At 70.6% G+C, this 17279-nt stretch carries 15 protein-coding genes; 8 read left to right on the plus strand and 7 right to left on the minus strand.

Annotated elements, in window-relative coordinates; genetic code table 11:
• Window positions 1-6 precede the first annotated feature (6 nt).
• The 4 genes from EDC34_RS04760 to EDC34_RS12440 all read left to right on the plus strand — a co-directional run bounded on the left by EDC34_RS04760 (window position 7) and on the right by EDC34_RS12440 (window position 6394).
• On the plus strand, window positions 7-813 hold the full coding sequence (locus tag EDC34_RS04760) for an ABC transporter permease (protein ID WP_114959301.1): 807 nt from the start codon (window positions 7-9) through the stop codon (window positions 811-813).
• Window positions 803-2170: an ABC transporter ATP-binding protein gene (locus EDC34_RS04765; protein WP_114959300.1), complete on the plus strand. Its 1368-nt coding sequence runs from the start codon at window positions 803-805 to the stop codon at window positions 2168-2170. Before EDC34_RS04760 ends, EDC34_RS04765 begins: the two co-directional genes overlap by 11 nt.
• On the plus strand, window positions 2163-4367 hold the full coding sequence (locus tag EDC34_RS04770; protein WP_114959299.1) for a glycosyltransferase family 2 protein: 2205 nt from the start codon (window positions 2163-2165) through the stop codon (window positions 4365-4367). Before EDC34_RS04765 ends, EDC34_RS04770 begins: the two co-directional genes overlap by 8 nt.
• 80 nt (window positions 4368-4447) lie before the next feature.
• The gene (locus EDC34_RS12440) at window positions 4448-6394 is read left to right on the plus strand and encodes a tetratricopeptide repeat protein (RefSeq protein WP_114959298.1); all 1947 of its coding nucleotides are present in this window, start codon (window positions 4448-4450) and stop codon (window positions 6392-6394) included.
• Window positions 6395-6646: 252 nt separating this feature from the next.
• On the opposite strand, the gene EDC34_RS04780 is transcribed toward EDC34_RS12440, so the two are convergent.
• Complete coding sequence (locus EDC34_RS04780; protein WP_114959297.1) at window positions 6647-7588, minus strand: electron transfer flavoprotein subunit alpha/FixB family protein; 942 nt, start codon at window positions 7586-7588, stop codon at window positions 6647-6649.
• Window positions 7588-8334 carry an electron transfer flavoprotein subunit beta/FixA family protein gene (locus EDC34_RS04785; protein WP_114959296.1) on the minus strand — a complete coding sequence of 249 codons (747 nt, stop codon included), beginning with the start codon at window positions 8332-8334 and terminating at the stop codon, window positions 7588-7590. The genes EDC34_RS04780 and EDC34_RS04785 overlap by 1 nt, the downstream gene beginning before the upstream one ends.
• Before the next feature lie 180 nt (window positions 8335-8514).
• On the opposite strand from EDC34_RS04785, the gene EDC34_RS04790 reads away from it, so the two are divergent.
• The 3 genes from EDC34_RS04790 to EDC34_RS04800 all read left to right on the plus strand — a co-directional run bounded on the left by EDC34_RS04790 (window position 8515) and on the right by EDC34_RS04800 (window position 10209).
• The gene (locus tag EDC34_RS04790; protein WP_114959295.1) at window positions 8515-9231 is read left to right on the plus strand and encodes a CoA transferase subunit A; all 717 of its coding nucleotides are present in this window, start codon (window positions 8515-8517) and stop codon (window positions 9229-9231) included.
• 1 nt (window position 9232) lies between these two features.
• On the plus strand, window positions 9233-9859 hold the full coding sequence (locus tag EDC34_RS04795) for a CoA transferase subunit B (RefSeq protein ID WP_114959294.1): 627 nt from the start codon (window positions 9233-9235) through the stop codon (window positions 9857-9859).
• A 134-nt stretch (window positions 9860-9993) separates the two neighbouring features.
• On the plus strand, window positions 9994-10209 hold the full coding sequence (locus EDC34_RS04800) for a hypothetical protein (RefSeq protein WP_114959293.1): 216 nt from the start codon (window positions 9994-9996) through the stop codon (window positions 10207-10209).
• Window positions 10210-10234: 25 nt separating this feature from the next.
• On the opposite strand, the gene EDC34_RS04805 is transcribed toward EDC34_RS04800, so the two are convergent.
• From EDC34_RS04805 to EDC34_RS04825, 5 genes are all read right to left on the minus strand, one after another.
• Window positions 10235-11911 (minus strand): electron transfer flavoprotein-ubiquinone oxidoreductase, encoded by a 1677-nt coding sequence (locus tag EDC34_RS04805; RefSeq protein ID WP_114959292.1) that lies wholly within the window; start codon window positions 11909-11911, stop codon window positions 10235-10237.
• 82 nt (window positions 11912-11993) lie between these two features.
• A complete protein-coding gene (locus EDC34_RS04810) occupies window positions 11994-12701 on the minus strand; it encodes an ABC-type transport auxiliary lipoprotein family protein (RefSeq protein ID WP_114959291.1) in 708 nt (235 codons plus the stop codon).
• Window positions 12698-13624 (minus strand): MlaD family protein, encoded by a 927-nt coding sequence (locus tag EDC34_RS04815; protein ID WP_114959290.1) that lies wholly within the window; start codon window positions 13622-13624, stop codon window positions 12698-12700. The genes EDC34_RS04810 and EDC34_RS04815 overlap by 4 nt, the downstream gene beginning before the upstream one ends.
• Window positions 13625-13733: 109 nt before the next feature.
• Window positions 13734-14531, minus strand: coding sequence for an ABC transporter ATP-binding protein (locus EDC34_RS04820; protein ID WP_114959289.1), 798 nt, complete (start codon window positions 14529-14531; stop codon window positions 13734-13736).
• Between the two features lie 26 nt (window positions 14532-14557).
• Window positions 14558-15679: an MlaE family ABC transporter permease gene (locus EDC34_RS04825; protein WP_114959288.1), complete on the minus strand. Its 1122-nt coding sequence runs from the start codon at window positions 15677-15679 to the stop codon at window positions 14558-14560.
• Window positions 15680-15747: 68 nt separating this feature from the next.
• Between EDC34_RS04825 and EDC34_RS04830 the strand changes: the two genes are divergently transcribed.
• Window positions 15748-16998, plus strand: coding sequence for a threonine/serine exporter family protein (locus EDC34_RS04830; RefSeq protein ID WP_114959287.1), 1251 nt, complete (start codon window positions 15748-15750; stop codon window positions 16996-16998).
• Window positions 16999-17279 lie beyond the last annotated feature (281 nt).

The raw sequence follows: 17279 nt of genomic DNA on the forward strand, positions 1-17279 counted from the left end.
CGGCTGATGGCGGCGCGTCCGCACGCCGGCCCGCTGCCGCGCCAGCGCCAGCACCTGTGGCTGGCGTGGGAGTTGGCGCGGCGGGAATGGCTGGGGCGCTACCGCGGCGCCCACCTCGGGCGGCTGTGGGCCTTGGCCACCCCGCTGCTGATGCTGGCGGTGTACCTGCTGGCGTTCGGCCCGCTGGTGCGCGGGCATTGGCCGGGCGTGGATGGATGGGGCGAATTCGCGCTGGTGGTGTTCGCCGGGCTGGCGGTGCACGGGCTGTTCGCCGAATGCCTGGCGCGCGCGCCGATGCTGGTGGCGGCGCAGCCCGGCTACGTCACCCGCGTGCTGTTCCCGCTGGATCTCCTGCCGTGGCCGGTGCTGGCCGGCGCGCTGCTGCAGTTCGCGATGCAGCTGCTGGTGCTGCTGGGCGGGCTGGCGTGCACCCGCGGGCTGGCCTGGAGCGCGCTGGCGCTGCCGCTGGTGGTGCTGCCGGCGCTGCCGTTCCTGCTCGGCCTGCTGTGGGCGCTGGGCGCGTTGGGGGTGTTCCTGCGCGACCTCGGCCAGCTGGTGGCGCCGGCCACCACCGCCATGCTGTTCCTGTCCTCGGCGCTGGTGCCGCTGGCGACGGTGCCCGCGCGCTGGCGCTGGCTGTTCGAACTCAATCCGCTGACCACGATCATCGAGCAGCTGCGGCGGGTGCTGTTCCTCGGCCTGTGGCCGCAGTGGCCGCTGCTGCTGGCCTATCTCGGGCTGGCCTGCGGCTTCGCGCTGCTGGCGCATACCCTGTTCCGCCGCCTGCAGCCGGGGTTCGCCGATGTCCTCTGAGCAGGCGGTCGAACAGTCGGCCGGGCTGGCGGTCGTCGCGCGCGGGCTGGGCAAGCGCTACACCACCTACGCGCGTCCGTGGCACCGCCTGCACGAACTGCTGGGCGGGCCCGCGCGCGGCACCCCGTTCTGGGCGCTGCGCGGGCTGGACCTGCAGCTCCGGCGCGGCGAGACCCTGGGCATCATCGGCCGCAACGGCTCCGGGAAGTCCACCCTGCTGCAGCTGATCGCCGGCACCCTACCGCCCAGCGAGGGCCAGGTGCAGGTGCACGGGCGGGTGGCCGCGCTGCTGGAGCTGGGCAGCGGCTTCAACCCCGAGTTCACCGGGATCGAGAACATCCACCTCAATGCCGCGCTGCACGGGCTGACGCGCGCGCAGGTGGAGGCGCGGATGCCCGACATCCTCGCCTTCGCCGACATCGGCGCGCATGCGCAGCAGCCGGTGCGCACCTATTCCAGCGGCATGCTGGTGCGGCTGGCGTTCGCGGTGCTGGCGCACGTGGACGCCGACGTGTTGATCCTGGACGAGGCGCTGGCGGTGGGCGATGCCTTCTTCGCGCAGAAGTGCATGCGCTTCCTGCGCGGGTTCCAGCAGCGCGGCACCCTGCTGTTCGTCAGCCACGACACCGCGGCGGTGAACGCGCTGTGCCGGCGCGCGATCTGGCTGGAGCAGGGGCGGCTGCGGATGGACGGCGATGCGCGCGCGGTCGGCGAGGCCTACCTGGAATCGCAGGTGGCGGAGCGCGAGGGCGTGCCCGGCTATGCGCCGCGCCCGGCCCCGGCCGCGCCTTTTCCATCGCGGCAGGCGGCGGACGACGACGGCGGCGACGTGCGCGCGGCGCTGGCGTCCGGCCCGCTGTGCAACCGTATCCAGGTGCCGGTGTTCGACCCCGCGCGCGATACCGGCTTCGGCGAGGGCAGCGCGCGCCTGCTCGACGTGGCGCTGCGCGATGCCGGCGGGCACCGCCTGGCCAGCGTGGCCGGCGGCGAGCGGGTGACGCTGGAGATCGTGGCGGAGGCGCAGCAGGACATCGACGCACCGATCATCGGCTTCTACCTGAAGGACCGCCTCGGCCAGCTGCTGTTCGGCGACAACACCTACCTCACCACCGCCGGCGCGCCGCTGCGCGTGCCGGCGGGCACGCGCTACCGCGCCCGCTTCGAATTCCGGATGCCGCGGCTGCAGGCGGGGGCGTACATGTTCGCGATCGGGCTGGCGCGCGGCACCCAGGCCGAGCACGTGGTGCAGCACTGGTCGCACGAGGCGCTGCTGCTGCAGGCCGAGGGCCAGGGCCTGCCGACCGGCATCCTCGGCCTGCCGATGCTGGACATCGCGCTGGAGCCGCTGGATGGCTGAGCGCCTGCCGCTGCTGCTGGCGTCGGCCGATGGCGGGCCGCACGCGGGCGGCTGGTATCGGCTGCAGGTGGCGCTGCAGGCGCCGGGCCTGCGCGTGCAGCGGCTGTGCCTGCAGGTGGAGGATGCCGGCCCGCCGTGCGCGGACGAAGCCTGCGTGATGCTGCCGCCGGTGCGCGCCGATGCCCGCGTGCAGGCATTGGTGCGGCTGCGGATGGACACCGATGCGCTGCGGCTGGGCGTGCCCGGGCATGCGCAGGCGGCGGTGGCCGCCGACGCGCGCCTGCAGCGGATAGGCCGGCTGCGCGCGCTGGCGGCGATGCTGGGGGACCTGGCCCACCACGCCGGGCGCGGTGCCGCGCTGCGGCTGGCCGCCGGCACCCTGGTGCGCATGCTGCGCGGCCCGCGTGCGGCTGGCGATTGGGCGTATGCCTGCTATCGCCACCAGCTCGGCGCACCGCTGGAGCCGTATGCCGGCTGGCTGCTGGCGCGCGCGCTCGACCCGCCGGCCGACCCGCGGCAGTGGCCGGCGCAGCTGGCGGCCCTACCGGCGCGGCCGCGGGTATCGATCCTGCTGCCGGTGTACGACCCGCCGCTGGAATGGCTGCGCGCCTGCCTCGACAGCGTGCTGGCGCAGGCCTATCCGGACTGGGAGTTGTGCATCGCCGACGATGCCTCGCCGTCGCCACAGGTGCGCGCGCTGATCGAGGACTATGGCCGCCGCGATGCCCGCATTCGCGCCGTGTTCCGCGCGCGCAACGGCCACATCGCCGCGGCCAGCAACGATGCGCTGGCGCTGGCCCGCGGCGAGTGGGTGGCGCTGCTCGACCACGACGACCTGCTTGCACCGCACGCGCTGCTGGAGATGGTGCGCGCCGCGCTGGCGCATCCGCGCTGGCGGATGCTGTATTCCGACGAGGACAAGCTCGACGCCGACGGCCGCCGCTGCGACCCCTACTTCAAACCGGATTTCAACCACACTCTGCTGCTCGGGCAGAACTGCATCGGCCACCTTGCGATGTACCGCACCGACCTGCTGCGTGAGGTCGGTGGCTTCGCGCCCGGCGTGGACGGCAGCCAGGACTGGGACCTCGCGCTGCGCTGCGTGGAACGCCTGCAAGACGACGAGATCGGGCACGTGCCGCAGGTGCTCTACCACTGGCGCATGCATCCCGGCTCCAGCGCGGCCGATCCGGCGGCGAAGGACTACGCCACCGCGGCCGCCCAGCGCGCGGTGCAGGCGCATCTGCAGCGCAGCGGGCAGGCGGCGCAGGTGGAGATCCTCGCGCCCGGCCGCCTGCGCGTGCGGCATGCATTGCCGCAGCCGGCGCCATGGGTCTCGCTGATCGTGCCTACCCGCGACCGCGTGGATCTCTTGCGCCCCTGCATCGACGGCCTGCTGCACGCCACCGACTACCCGGCGCTGGAAGTGCTGGTGGTGGACAACGGCTCGGTGGAGGCGCAGACCCGCGACTACCTGGCGGCGATCGCGCGCGATCCACGGGTGCGCGTGCTGCGCTTCGACGCGCCCTTCAACTATTCGGCGATCAACAACTTCGCCGCGCGTCAGGCCACCGGCAGCGTGCTTGGCCTGGTCAACAACGACATCGCGGTGATCGAGCCCGGCTGGCTGCGCGAAATGGTGGCCCAGGCGCTGCGGCCCGGGGTCGGCGCGGTCGGCGCGCTGCTGCTGTACCCGGACCGGCGCATCCAGCACGCGGGCGTGCTGCTGGGCATCGGCGGGGTGGCCGCGCACCCGTGGTGCGGCTGGCCGGAACACACCCGCGGGCAGATGGATCGCCTGCTGCTGGCGCAGGAACTCTCGGCCGTCACCGGCGCCTGCCTGGTCTTGCGCCGCGCAGCGTTCGATGCCGTGGGCGGGCTGGACGAGGCGCTGGCGGTGGCCTTCAACGACGTGGACCTGTGCCTGCGCCTGCGCGTGGCCGGCTACCGCAACGTGTGGACCCCGCACGCGCGGCTGGTGCACGCCGAATCCGCCACCCGCGGCGACGACCTGCGCCCGGACAAGCGCGCCCGCCTGCAGCGCGAGGCCGATTTCATGCGCGCGCGCTGGGGCGCGCTGCTCGACGACGACCCCGCCTACAACCCCAACCTCAGCCTCGACGGCGAAGCCTTCGCCCTCGCCACCAGCCCGCGGCCGCGGGCGCGGGGGGAGTGGATGGTGCTGGGGGGCAAATAGAATTGCCTCCATCTGCGGGGCGATGCCGGAAGGGGCTGCTCTTGAAACGGGTTTGATCAATCCAAAGGAAGTTAGATCACATGAACGTGCGTTCCAAACGGCTGGCCCTGTGCTTTCTTTCGGTCGTCTTGTTTGTCGCACTGCCCGCCATCGCGGGCTCCGACAAAGGGGTGGCCGCATACGGGAGCGATTACGCAAGGGCCTACAAGGAGTTGCGGCCGCTTGCAGAACAAGGAAATGCCGCCGCGCAGAAAAGCCTTGGCTGGATGTACGAGAACGGCCTGGGCGTGCCGCAAGACGATGTCGAGGCCTTGAAGTGGTATCGCAAGGCGGCCGAGCAGGGGTATGCCGACGGCCAAAACACCCTCGGTTGGATGTATGAGCATGGCCGTGGCCTGCCGCAGGACGAGGCCGAAGCGGTACAGTGGTACCGCAAAGCGGCCGAGCAGGGGTTTGCCATGGCGCAATACAACCTCGGCGTGATGTATGACAACGGCCGCGGCGTGCCGCAGGACTACGTCGAGGCGGCGCAGTGGTATCGCAAGGCGGCCGAGCAGGGGTATGCCGACGCGCAATACAACCTCGGTTGGATGTATGCAAACGGCCGCGGCGTACCGCAGGACTACGCCGAGGCGGCGCAGTGGTATCGAAAGGCCGCCGAGCAGGAGCATGTCGATGCGCAGAACAATCTCGGTTGGATGTACGCGAACGGCCAAGGCGTGCCGCGGGATGATGCTGAGGCGGCGCAGTGGTATCGCAAGGCGGCCGAGCAGGGGGATGCTGTCGCGCAATTCAACCTCGGCGTGATGTATGCGAACGGCGAGGGCGTTTCGCAGGACGATGCCGAAGCGGTGCAGTGGTATCGCAAGGCGGCCGAGCAGGGGAATGCCACTGCGCAAAACAACCTCGGTTGGATGTATGCGAGCGGCCGTGGCGTGCCGCAGGATGATGCGGAGGCGGTGCATTGGTATCGCAAGGCGGCCGAGCAGGGAGATGCTGATGCGCAATACAACCTGGGCTTTAGATATGCGAACGGCCAGGGCGTGTCGCGGGACTACGTCGAGGCGGCGATGTGGTATCGCAGGTCTGCCCAGCAGGGGGATGCCGATGCGCAAGTCAATCTCGGCGTGATGTATGAGAAAGGCCAGGGCGTGCCGCAGGACGATGCCGAGGCGGTGTGGTGGTATCGCCTGGCGGCCGAGCAGGGGAATGCTGTCGCGCAATTCAACCTGGGCGTGATGTATGAGAACGGCCGAGGCGTGCCACAGGAGTATGCCGAGGCGGTGAAGTGGTGGCACCGCGCCGCCGAGCAGGGGGTTGCCGTCGCACAAACCAACCTCGGCGTGACGTATGCGAACGGCCGCGGCGTGCCGCAGGACGATGTCGAGGCGGTGAAGTGGTACCGCAAGGCGGCCGAGCAGGGGGTTGCCCCCGCGCAGTACAACCTCGGTTGGATGTATGCGCTCGGCCGGGGCGTGGCGCGGGACCATGCCGAGGCGGAGAAGTGGTATCGCAAGGCGGCCGAGCAGGGGGATGCTGCTGCGCAATTCGGCCTCTGTGTCATGTACATGGGCGGCAGAGGCATGCCGCTGGACGATGCCGAGGCGGTGAAGTGGTGCCGCCTAGCCGCCGGGCAGGGGGAGGCCGCCGCGCAAAACAACCTCGGCTGGATCTATGCGAACGGCCGGGGCGTGTCGCGGGACGATGCCGAGGCGGCGAAGTGGTATCGCAAGGCTGCCGAGCAGGGGGCTGCCGCCGCGCAATACAACCTCGGCAGGATGTATGAGTCCGGCCAGGGTGTCGATGAGGATCAGGTGCTGGCCTATGCGCTATACAACCTTGCGGCGGCGGACAATTCTTTCAAAGAAAAAAAGTTGCTTGCCGATCGCGACCGTCTGGGAAAAGCCTTGAGCCGCGCCGAGGTGCTCGAAGGGCAGGCGCTCACGCGCGAGCTGGCCAAGCCGGGCAATTTCGCCAAGGTGCTGGCGCTGCGCATGACCAGCGCCGACAGAAAAGGCGCGCGGTAAGCGCGCCAGATACTCCTTAAGCAAGCGGCAATGCGGCGGCCGGCAGCAAGCCCGCCGCCCTGCCACGCAAGCCGATGCCCCTATTCACCCGCGCCTGCCAAGGTGCCGTGGGCATCCGCTTCCTCACCAAACGGTTCATGGTGCTCAGGACAGGCCGGGGCTGGCCTGCCGGCTTGCGCAGCCCACAACGCACAAGGCCCGCATCGCGGCGGGCCTTGGCGTATCCGGGCGAAGGATGCGGGCGGCGGGGGATCACCCCAGCGCCTTCTCCAGCTCCGGCAGCACCTGGAACAGGTCGCCGACCAGGCCGATGTCGGCCACTTCGAAGATCGGCGCGTCGGCGTCTTTGTTGATGGCGACGATGGTGCCGGCGTCCTTGATCCCGGTGAGGTGCTGGATGGCGCCGCTGATGCCCACGGCGATATACAGCTCTGGTGCGATGATCTTGCCGGTCTGGCCCACCTGCAGTTCGTTCGGCACGTAGCCGGCATCCACCGCGGCGCGCGAGGCGCCGACCGCGGCCCCCAGCTTGTCGGCCAGGCGGTAGATGATCTCGAAGTTCTCCGCCGAGCCGACGCCACGGCCGCCGGAGACCACGCGGCGGGCCGACTGCAGGTCGGGGCGGTCGGACTTGCCGGCCGCCAGGCCCACGAAGCGGGTGTGGGTGGGTAGCGCCACGTCCACGCTCGCCGCTTCCACCGGCGCATTGCCGCCGCGCGAGGCTTCCGGCCACGAGGCGGTGCGCACGGTGGCGACCACGGTCTGGTCGGCCGGCGTCTCGACGGTGATGATGGCATTGCCGGCGTAGATCGGGCGCTTGAAGGTGTGTGGGCCTTCCACCGCCATCAGGTCGGAGACCTGGTTCACGCCCAGCAGGGCGGCCACGCAGGGCATCAGGTCCTTGCCGAAGGTGGTGGAGGGGCCGAACACGTGGGTGTAGCCGCTTGCCAGCGCGGCGATCTGCGGCGCCAGCACCTGCGCGATGGGATGCGCGTTGGCGGGATTGGCGACGGTGAGCACCTTGGCCACGCCGGCGATCTGCGCGGCCTCGGCGGCCACGCCGGCGGGGTCGGCGGCGAGCACGACGATGGTGATGGATTCCGGCTGCAGCGCCTGCGCGGCGCTCACGCACTTGGCGGTGGCGGGGTTGAGCTTGCCGTCCAGGTGTTCGGCGACGATGAGAACCTTGGCCATCACAGGAGCCCCTTCTGCTTGAGCGCGGCCACCAGTTCGGCCGCATCCTTCACCATCACGCCGCGGCTGCGCTGGGCGGGCGGGGCGTAGTGGGTGGTCTTGAACGAATCGTGGGCGTCCACGCCGAGGTCGGCGAAGGCGATCGTCTCCAGCGGCTTGCTCTTGGCCTTCATGATGTCCGGCAGCTTGATGAAGCGCGGCTCGTTCAGGCGCAGGTCGGTGGTGACCACCGCCGGCAGCTCCACCTTGAGCGTCTCCAGGCCAGCGTCGACCTCGCGCACCACGGTGGCCTTGCCGTCGGCGATGTCGAGCTTGGAGGCGAAGGTCGCCTGCGGGCGGCCCCACAGCGTAGCCAGCATCTGCCCGGTCTGGCTGGCGTCGTCGTCGATCGCCTGCTTGCCCAGGATCACCAGGTCGGGCTGTTCCTTCTCGACCAGCTTGAGCAGGGTGCGGGCGGCGGTCAGCGGCTGGATGGCGGCATCGGCCACCACGTGGATGGCGCGGTTGGCGCCCATGGCCAGGCCGTTGCGCAGGTGCGCCTGGGCGTCGGCGGGGGCAATCGTGGCGACCACCACCTCGCTGGCGATGCCCTTGTCGCGCAGGCGCAGCGCTTCTTCCAGCGCGATGTCGTCGAACGGGTTGGGCGACAGCTTGACGCCGTCGGTGACCACGCCGGAGCCATCCGGCTTGACCTGGATGCGGACGTTGTAGTCCACCACGCGCTTGTAGCCGACGAGGATTTTCATCGTGCGGTTGTCCTTGGGGGAACGGAGGGCGGCCCTGGCGGCCGGACTGCGTATTTTAGCGGACGGGCGCCGGCACTGCCCGCGGCGGCGGCCGGGGCGGGCGCTTGCCCGAAAGTACGCTGGGCGTTGTCGCACGAAACGCTAGAATGGCGGCTCTAACCGGCAGTCGGAGATCCGCCCGTGGCGTCCGCCAAGAGCAAGCTGTACGACAGTGCCGCCGCCGCCCTCGCCGGGCTGGTGGCGGATGGCCAAACCCTCGCCGTCGGCGGCTTCGGCCTGTGCGGCATCCCGGAGGCGCTGATCGCGGCGCTGCGCGATTCCGGGGTGAAGGACCTCACCGTGATCTCCAACAATGCGGGCGTGGACGGCTTCGGCCTCGGCCAGCTGCTGGCCACCCGCCAGATCCGCAAGATGATTTCGTCCTACGTGGGCGAGAACAAGGAGTTCGAGCGCCAGTACCTGGGCGGCGAGCTGGAGCTGGAGTTCAACCCGCAGGGCACCCTGGCCGAGCGCCTGCGCGCCGGCGGCGCGGGCATCCCGGCGTTCTTCACCGCCACCGGCTACGGCACCGTGGTGGCCGAGGGCAAGGAGACCCGCGAGTTCGGCGGCCGCATGTACGTGCTGGAAACCGCGCTGAAGGCCGACGTGTCGCTGGTCAAGGCGTGGAAGGCCGATCATGCGGGCAACCTGGTGTTCCGCAAGACTGCGCGCAATTTCAATCCGGTCTGCGCGATGGCCGGCAAGGTCTGCGTGGCCGAAGTGGAGCAGATCGTGGAGATCGGCCAGATCGACCCCGACCACGTCCACTTGCCCGGCATCTATGTGGACCGGATCGTGCTCAATCCGCATCCGGAAAAGCGCATCGAGCAGCGCACCATCCGCCAGGAGGGCAACTGACATGGCCTGGACCCGCGAACAGATGGCGCAGCGCGCCGCCCGCGAGCTCACCGACGGCGCCTACGTGAACCTCGGCATCGGCCTGCCCACGCTGGTGGCCAACTACATCCCCGATGGCATGCACGTCTGGCTGCAGAGCGAGAACGGCCTGCTCGGCATCGGCCCGTTCCCGACCGAGGACGAGGTGGACGCCGACCTGATCAACGCCGGCAAGCAGACCGTCACCGCGGTGCCGGGCGCCAGCTTCTTCGGCAGCCACGACTCCTTCGCGATGATCCGCGGCGGCCACATCGACCTGGCGATCCTCGGCGCGATGGAGGTCACCGACAAGGGCGACCTCGCCAACTGGATGGTGCCCGGCAAGATGGTCAAGGGCATGGGCGGCGCGATGGACCTGGTGGCCGGCGTGCAGCGCGTGGTGGTGCTGATGGAGCACACCACCAAGGCCGGCACTCCGAAGATCCTGCCGCAATGCACCCTGCCGCTGACCGGCGTGGGCGTGGTGGACCGCATCATCACCGAGCTGGGCGTGTTCGACGTGACCCCGGACGGCCTCGCGCTGGTCGAGCTGGCCGAGGGCGTGACCCGGGACGAGGTGGCGGCCAAGACCGGCGTGCCCCTGCGCTGAGGCGCTTCGGTCCCTCCCTTGCGCAGCAGGGGAGGACGGGAGAGGGGTGGCCTTGAGCGGGCCCAGGGCGCAGGCCTGTCCGGTTTCCTCCGATTTTCCCGCTTCAAGGGAAACCTGACGACGGAAATGCGGCGATGGCCTGGAAAAGCGTGCAGAGCTACAGCTTCGGCTTCCGGCCGAGCGACAAGAAGTATTGGCTGTATTTCACCCTGGACGGTGCCACCGCGGCCACCCAGGTGTTCCTGACCGCGACCCAGTTCACCGCGCTTGCGGCGATGTTCGGGGCCGCGAGCGCCATCCAGTACGAAACCACCGGCGGCTACTTCGCCACCGCGCCGCGCAACCTGTGAAGGCGGGCCGTGGGCCGCGCCCGCCTCACATGTTCTGGTAGTTCGGCCCGCCGCCGCCCTGCGGGGCCACCCAGACGATGTTCTGGGTGGGGTCCTTGATGTCGCAGGTCTTGCAGTGCACGCAGTTGGCGGCGTTGATCTGCAGGCGCTCGCTGCCGACATCGCCGACGTACTCGTACACGCCGGCCGGGCAGTAGCGCGCCTCGGGCCCGGCGTACTCCTTCAGGTTCACCTCGACCGGGATCGCCGGGTTCTTCAGCGTCAGGTGCGCCGGCTGGTTCTCGTCGTGGTGGGTGCTGGAAAGGAATACCGAGCTGAGGCGGTCGAAGGTCAGCACGCCGTCCGGCTTCGGATATTCGATCTTCGGCTGCGTCGCCGCCGGTTCCAGGCAGGCGTAATCGGGCTTCTGGCGATGGATCGTCCACGGCGGATTGCGGATGCCCAGCTTGGGCAGTAGCCACTGCTCGATGCCGGTCATCAGGGTGGCGAACCTGCGCCCCTTCTTGAACCACTGCTTGAAGTTCTTCGCCTGCAGCAATTCTGCATGCAGCCAGCTCGCCTCGAACGCGGCCGGATACGCCGCCAGTTCGTCGCGCGCCCGGCCTTCGCCCAGCGCCGCGAACGCGGCCTCGGCGGCCAGCATGCCGGTCTTGATCGCGGCGTGGCTGCCCTTGATGCGGCTGGCGTTGAGGTAGCCGGCCTCGCAGCCCACCAGCGCACCGCCGGGGAACACCGTCTTCGGCAGGCTGAGCAGGCCGCCGGCGGTGATCGCGCGTGCGCCGTAGCCGATGCGCTTGCCGCCTTCCAGGTGCTTGCGGATCGCGGGATGGGTCTTGAACCGCTGGAACTCGCCGAACGGGCTCAGCCACGGGTTCTTGTAGTCCAGCCCGACCACGAAACCGACCGCGATCTTGCCGTCCTCGGCGTGGTACAGGAACGAGCCGCCATAGGTGTCGCCGTCCAGCGGCCAGCCGGCGGTGTGCACCACCAGGCCAGGCCGGTGCTTGGCCGGATCGGCCTGCCACAGCTCCTTGATGCCGATGCCGTAGCTCTGCGGGTCCTTGCCCGCGTCGAGCTTGTATTGGGCGATGAGCTGGCGGCCGAGCTGGCCGCGCGCGCCCTCGGCGAAGATCGTGTACTTGGCGTGCAGCTCCATGCCGCGCTGGAACTGGTCGGTCGGCTGGCCGTCCTTGCCGATGCCCATGTCGCCGGTGGCCACGCCCTTGACCGCGCCGGCCTCGTCGTACAGCACCTCGGCCGCGGCGAAGCCGGGGAAGATCTCCACGCCCAGCGCCTCGGCCTGCTGCGCCAGCCAGCGCGTCACCGCGCCGAGGCTGACGATGTAGTTGCCGTCGTTCTTGAAGCAATCCGGCAGCAGCCAGTGCGGCGTGGCCTTGGCGCCGGTCTCGTCGAGGAACAGGAATTCGTCCTCGGTCACCGCCTGCTTGAGCGGCGCCCCACGCTCGCGCCAGTCGGGGAACAGCTCGGTGAGCGCACGCGGGTCCATGATCGCGCCGGAGAGAATGTGCGCGCCGGGCTCGGAGCCCTTCTCCAGCACGCACACCGATACCTCGCGCCCGGCTTCCGCCGCCAGCTGTTTCAGCCGGATCGCGGTGGACAGCCCGCCCGGGCCGGCACCGACCACGACGATGTCGTATTCCATCGATTCGCGTTCGATTGCGGTCTGCGGGTTGGCGCTCATGGGGGCTCTCCTGTGGCGAACCTGCGATTGTCCGGGCTTTGCCGGGAGCGGGCAATCCGGACGCCGGCTCCCGGCTCCCGGCTCAGGGCCGCGTAGGGGCCGCCGGCGTGCGCGCCGCCTGCCCGGTGGCCAGCACCCAGCCGGCGATGTCGTGGCCGAGCGTGCCCAGCCCGGCGGCGAAGGCCTCCGCCAGCGCCGGGGCATCCGCGCCGGCGGCGGGCTGGCGGACGCTGAAGCCGCGGCTGCCGACGATCGCCATCGCGTCCACCTTCAACAGCTTGGCGCCGACCTCGATCCGCGCTTCCGGGCTGCCGCCCACCTCGGCCTGGAAGCGGCGCACGTCCAGCAGCAGGCGGTAGTCGGCGGCCTGGCCGCTGCCCTGCCGGGCCACCGCGAGGATCTTCCCGCTGTCTTCCAGGGTGCGCAGCACCGCGTCCTCCACCATCGACGAGGGCGAGCGTGCCCAGGCCGCGCCGCGGTAGGGCTGCAGCTCGTCGCCGCCCGGGTTGACCAGCAAACGCTGGCCATCCAGCAGGCTGGACTCGCCGCTGGCGGCGATCGACAGCGACCAGTCCACGGACGGCCAGGCGGGATCCGCCGACTGCAGGCGCGGCGCGGGATCGAAGATCCGGGTGGCCTGCGTCGTGCCGCCGCCGAGCAGGCTGCCGCAGCCGGCCAGCAGCAGGAGGGCCAGCAGCAGGCCGGGCAGGGCGAGCGCCGCGCGCGCGGCGGCGGAGGGCGTGGCGGCGGAGGGCGTGGCGGGCGACGGGAGGTGCGGCAGTCGGCTCATTTCGGCTCGTACTCCTTGGGTGCGTCGCGCCCCAGCAGGTAGCGCGCGGGGTTGCCCTGCAGGCGGCCGGACAGCGCGCGCAGGTCGCGCACCAGTCCGCGCAGCTCCACCAGGGTCGGCTCCAGCTGCGGCAGGCCGTCGTGGGTGAAGCTGCGGACCGCCGGGCGGTTCTCGGCGATCATCGCATTGGCATTGCCGGCGGCCGCATCGAGCTTGGCGATGCTGGCGTCGAGCTTGTCCAGCACCGCCGGCAGCCGCTGCACGAGATTGCGGTCGAGGCCCTGCAGGGTGCCGTTGGCGGTATCGAGGGTGGTCTTCATCGCGGCGCCGGCGTCGCGCGCGTTGACGATCAGCTGCTCGAGGTCCTGCCGGCGCGCGGCCAGTCCGGCGCTGGTCTGCTCGAGGTTGGCCAGGGTGGCGTTGATGTGGCGGATGTTGTCCTCGCTCAGCAGCTCGTCCAGCCGTGCCACCAGCCGGTTCGCGCTGTCGGCGATGTTCTGCAGCGCCGAGGGTTCGGTGCGGATCACCGCGATGTCGCTGCCCGGCGGCGGCTGCAGCAGCGGCGCGTTGGGGCTGCCGCCGCTGAGCAGGATGAACGGCACCCCGGTGATGCCCTGCTGCGAGAGCTTGGCGCGGGTGTCCACCTTCACCGGCACGTCCGCCTTCAGCTTCAGCAGCGCCACCACCCGGCGCGGGTCGGCCGGGTCCAGGCTGAGCTTGTCCACGGTGCCGACCGCGATGCCGTTGTACTGCACGGCGCCGCCCTCGGTGAGGCCGACCACCGGCTCGGTGAACACCACCTGGTAGCGCTGCCAGTTGCGGTCGGCGCCGAACTTGGTGGCCCACAGCACGAACAGCAGCAGGAACACCGTCGCCAGCAGGGCGAAGCTTCCGATCAGGACGTAGTTGGCGCGGGTTTCCATCGGCGGGACTCGGTCGGCTGGAGGCGGTCGTGCGGGTGCGATCGTCCGGGAGTGGGGGAGCGTGGTCGGGACAGTGCCGCCCGCGGCGTGTGCATGGCGTGCAGGTGGCTCATGGCGGATCGCCGCGCGCGGCGCGTCCGCGCGGCCCGTTGAAGTATTCCTGCACCCACGGATGGTCCAGGGTTTCCAACTCGCGCACCGGCGCCACCGCCACGATCCGGCGGTCGGCCAGCACCGCCACACGGTCGCAGATCGCGTACAGGGTGTCGAGGTCGTGGGTGATCAGGAACACGGTCAGCCCCAGCGCCTCGCGCAGGGTGTGCAGCAGCTGGTCGAACGCGGCCGCGCCGATCGGGTCCAGCCCCGCGGTGGGCTCGTCCAGGAACAGCAGCGGCGGGTCCAGCGCCAGCGCGCGCGCCAGCGCGGCGCGCTTGCGCATGCCGCCCGACAGCTGCGAGGGCAGCTTGTCCAGCGCATCCGCCGGCAGCCCGGCCAGCTTCACCTTCAGCAGCGCCAGTTCGTAGCGCAGCGAGTCCGGCAGGTCCGGGTAGTACTCCTTCAGCGGCACCTGCACGTTCTCGCCGACGGTGAGCGAGGAGAACAGCGCGCCGTCCTGGAACAGCACGCCGATGTTGCGTTCGATGTGCCGGCGCAGGGCCGGGTCCTGCGACCGCGCGTCCACGCCGAGGATCTCGATCCGGCCCGCCGCCGGCACCTGCAGCCCCAGCAGGCTGCGCATGAACACCGACTTGCCGCTGCCGGAGCCGCCGACCACGCCCAGGATCTCGCCGCGGCGCACGTCGAGATCGACGCCGTCGTGCACCACCTGGCTGCCGAACCGGTTCACCAGGCCGCGCACGCGGATGATCGGCGCGTCCGCGCCGGCGGCCTCGTCCAGGGCGTCCATGCGCGCCTCGCTGGCGTCCTGCGTGTTCAGAAGTTGATCTCCATGAACCACAGCGCGGCCAGCGCATCCAGCACGATCACCAGCGAGATCGCCTGCACCACGCTGGAGGTGGTGCGCTCGCCCAGCGACTGCGCGGTGCCCTGCACCTGCAGGCCTTCCAGGCAGCCGATCAGCGCGATCACCAGCGCGAAGAACGGCGCCTTGGCCATGCCGACGACGAAGTGGCGGATGTTCATGGTGTCCTGCATCCGCGCCAGGTAGGCGGCGGCCGGGATGTCCAGCACCAGCCCGCCGATCGCGAGCCCGCCGAGCAGGCCGGCGATCATCGCGATGAAGGTCAGCAGCGGCAGCATCGCCAGCAGCGCCAGCACCCGCGGGATCACCAGCAGGTCGATCGGGTCGAGCCCGAGCACCCGGATCGCGTCCACTTCCTCGCGGTTGACCATCATCCCGATCTGCGCGGTGAACGCGCTGGCGGTGCGCCCGGCCAGCAGGATCGCGGCCAGCAGCACGCCGAACTCGCGCAGGAAGGCGATGGTGACCAGCTGCACCACGTAGATGGTGGCGCCGAAATCGGCCAGCACGGTGGCGCCGAGGAACGCGATCACCGCGCCGACCATGAACGCCAGCAGCGCCACCAGCGGCACCGCGTCCAGCCCTACCTGCTCCATGTGGTGCACGGTCGCGGTGATCCGCAGCCGGCGCGGCTCCTTCAGCAGGCGCAGCAACTTCACCAGCACCTCGCCGAGGAAGGCCACCAGCGCCAGCACCTCGCGCGCATTGGCCACGATCGCGCGGCCCAGGCGCTCCAGCGCGGCGGTGAAGCCGGTATCGCGGCGGCCCTTGGGGCGGTCGTCGTGCACGTCCTCGATCGCGGTGATCAGGGCCTGGTGCTCGTCGCGGAAGCGGAAGCGGTCGAACGCCAGCCCGCGGCGGTCGGCGCAGCGCAGCAGCTGCAGCACGCCCAGCGAGTCCAGGCGGTCCACCCCGCGCGCATCGATGCAGGCGATGCCGTCCGGGACCGCGCGCAGCACCTCGCCGATCTCGGCCGCGAAGCGCAACGTCCAGCGTCCGCCCAGGCGCAGCACCTGCGGGTCGCCGGGGTCGGGGCTGGCGCTGGGCGGATGGTGGTTGGGCGCGCGGCTCATGCGCGGGCAAGCTTACGCAAAGCCGTGATGCGGGTGTGAATCCGGCACGCGCATGTCATGCTTGGGCGATGCATGCGCACGCCCGCCACGACGCCGTTTCCTACACCGAGCGTGTCGCCTTCGTGGTCGACCTGGCGGCGCACCTGCACGCCTACGGCACCACCGCGCAGCGCCTGGAGGGCGCGATCGTGGCGGTGTCCAGGCGGCTGGGGCTGGACTGCGAGCCGTGGGTGAACCCCACCGGGATGATCCTGGCCTTCAGCGACCCGCGGCGTGCGCCGGGCGAAACCGAGACCACCCGCGTGATCCGGCTCGGCGGCGGCGACACCAACCTGTACAAGCTGTGCGAGGCCGACCGCATCGCCGAGGACGTGCTGGCCGGGCGCATGCAGGTGGCGGAAGGACGGCAAGCCTTGCGCGCGTTGCAGCGGGTGGCCGGGCGGCGCGGTCGGCTGATGCAGGTGCTGGGGTTCGCGCTGGCGTCGGCCGCAGTGGCCGGCCTGCTGCGGCTGCCGTGGCTGGACATCGGCACCGCCGCCGCGATCGGGCTGGTGATCGGCCTGCTGGCGCTGGTCGTGCAGTCGAAGCCGCAGCTGGGCGAGGCGTTCGAGGCCATCTGCGGGCTGGTGGCGGGCGCGATGACGATTGCGGTGTCGGTCTGGATCGGCCCGCTCAACCTCAACACCGTCATCATCGCCTCGCTCATCGTGCTGCTGCCCGGCATGGCGCTGACCAACGCGATGAACGAACTCACCAGCCACCACCTGGTCTCGGGCACCGCGCGCTTCGCCGGCGCGCTCACCACCATCCTCAAGCTGACCATCGGCACCGCGATCGCGCTCGGCCTGGCCAGCCTGCTCGGGATCGAGCCGCAGGTGCGCGCCTTGCGACCGCAGCCGGACTGGGTGATGTGGGCGGCGCTGGCGCTGGGTGCGTTCGCGTTCGCGGTGCTGTTCCGCGCCCACCGCCGCGACTATCCGCTGGTGATGGTGGCGGCGGCCTCCGGCTACCTGATCTCGCGCTACGGCGGCGAGTGGTTCGGGCCGCAGGCGGGGCTGTTTCTGGCGGCGCTGCTGACCACCGCCGCCGGCAATCTGTACGGGCGCTGGTTCAACCGCCCGGGCGCGCTGATCCGGCTGCCGGGCCTGATCATGCTGGTGCCGGGCAGCGTGGCCCTGCGCGGGGTGATCACCCTGGTCCAGGCGCAGGACCTGGGCGCCGGGCAGGAGGCCGCGCTGGCCGCGCTGAATACCCTGATGGCGCTGCTGGCCGGGCTGCTGTTCGGCAATCTGCTGGCGGGCGCGCGCCGTAACCTGTGACTGCGCCGCCCCGCGGCGGCGGGGTATCGGTCGCGCGCAGGCGGCCCGTGGGGCCAAGACTCCGCTGCATTTGAATGGGGAATCCCGCTGGCCGCGAAACCGGCGCCATGCCGCGCACGGCCCGGCCTGATTCCCCTGCGGGGCCAAAAGAAGGTAATTCCTAGCCTTTCCGGACCAAAGTTGGCATGAGTTCCTGGATCGACGTCTGCTTGAGAAGCTTGTAGATCAAGGGTTTCAGGTCTTCGCCCCGATGGTTGTAGCGGTAGCAAACCTCACCCAGA

The sequence above is a fragment of the Thermomonas haemolytica genome (genome assembly GCF_004346265.1).
In the GTDB taxonomy this organism is placed as follows: Bacteria; Pseudomonadota; Gammaproteobacteria; order Xanthomonadales; family Xanthomonadaceae; genus Thermomonas; species Thermomonas haemolytica.

What these genes read in the sequence shown, in the direction of transcription:
- EDC34_RS04780 (WP_114959297.1), bottom strand. Translation starts at nt 7,588, where the DNA reads ATGGCCAAGGTTCTCATCGTCGCCGAACACCTGGACGGCAAGCTCAAC.
- EDC34_RS04795 (WP_114959294.1), top strand. Translation starts at nt 9,233, where the DNA reads ATGGCCTGGACCCGCGAACAGATGGCGCAGCGCGCCGCCCGCGAGCTC.
- EDC34_RS04830 (WP_114959287.1), top strand. Translation starts at nt 15,748, where the DNA reads ATGCATGCGCACGCCCGCCACGACGCCGTTTCCTACACCGAGCGTGTC.
- EDC34_RS04820 (WP_114959289.1), bottom strand. Translation starts at nt 14,531, where the DNA reads ATGGACGCCCTGGACGAGGCCGCCGGCGCGGACGCGCCGATCATCCGC.
- EDC34_RS04805 (WP_114959292.1), bottom strand. Translation starts at nt 11,911, where the DNA reads ATGAGCGCCAACCCGCAGACCGCAATCGAACGCGAATCGATGGAATAC.
- EDC34_RS04765 (WP_114959300.1), top strand. Translation starts at nt 803, where the DNA reads ATGTCCTCTGAGCAGGCGGTCGAACAGTCGGCCGGGCTGGCGGTCGTC.
- EDC34_RS04785 (WP_114959296.1), bottom strand. Translation starts at nt 8,334, where the DNA reads ATGAAAATCCTCGTCGGCTACAAGCGCGTGGTGGACTACAACGTCCGC.
- EDC34_RS04760 (WP_114959301.1), top strand. Translation starts at nt 7, where the DNA reads ATGGCGGCGCGTCCGCACGCCGGCCCGCTGCCGCGCCAGCGCCAGCAC.
- EDC34_RS04810 (WP_114959291.1), bottom strand. Translation starts at nt 12,701, where the DNA reads ATGAGCCGACTGCCGCACCTCCCGTCGCCCGCCACGCCCTCCGCCGCC.
- EDC34_RS12440 (WP_114959298.1), top strand. Translation starts at nt 4,448, where the DNA reads ATGAACGTGCGTTCCAAACGGCTGGCCCTGTGCTTTCTTTCGGTCGTC.
- EDC34_RS04800 (WP_114959293.1), top strand. Translation starts at nt 9,994, where the DNA reads ATGGCCTGGAAAAGCGTGCAGAGCTACAGCTTCGGCTTCCGGCCGAGC.
- EDC34_RS04815 (WP_114959290.1), bottom strand. Translation starts at nt 13,624, where the DNA reads ATGGAAACCCGCGCCAACTACGTCCTGATCGGAAGCTTCGCCCTGCTG.
- EDC34_RS04825 (WP_114959288.1), bottom strand. Translation starts at nt 15,679, where the DNA reads ATGAGCCGCGCGCCCAACCACCATCCGCCCAGCGCCAGCCCCGACCCC.
- EDC34_RS04770 (WP_114959299.1), top strand. Translation starts at nt 2,163, where the DNA reads ATGGCTGAGCGCCTGCCGCTGCTGCTGGCGTCGGCCGATGGCGGGCCG.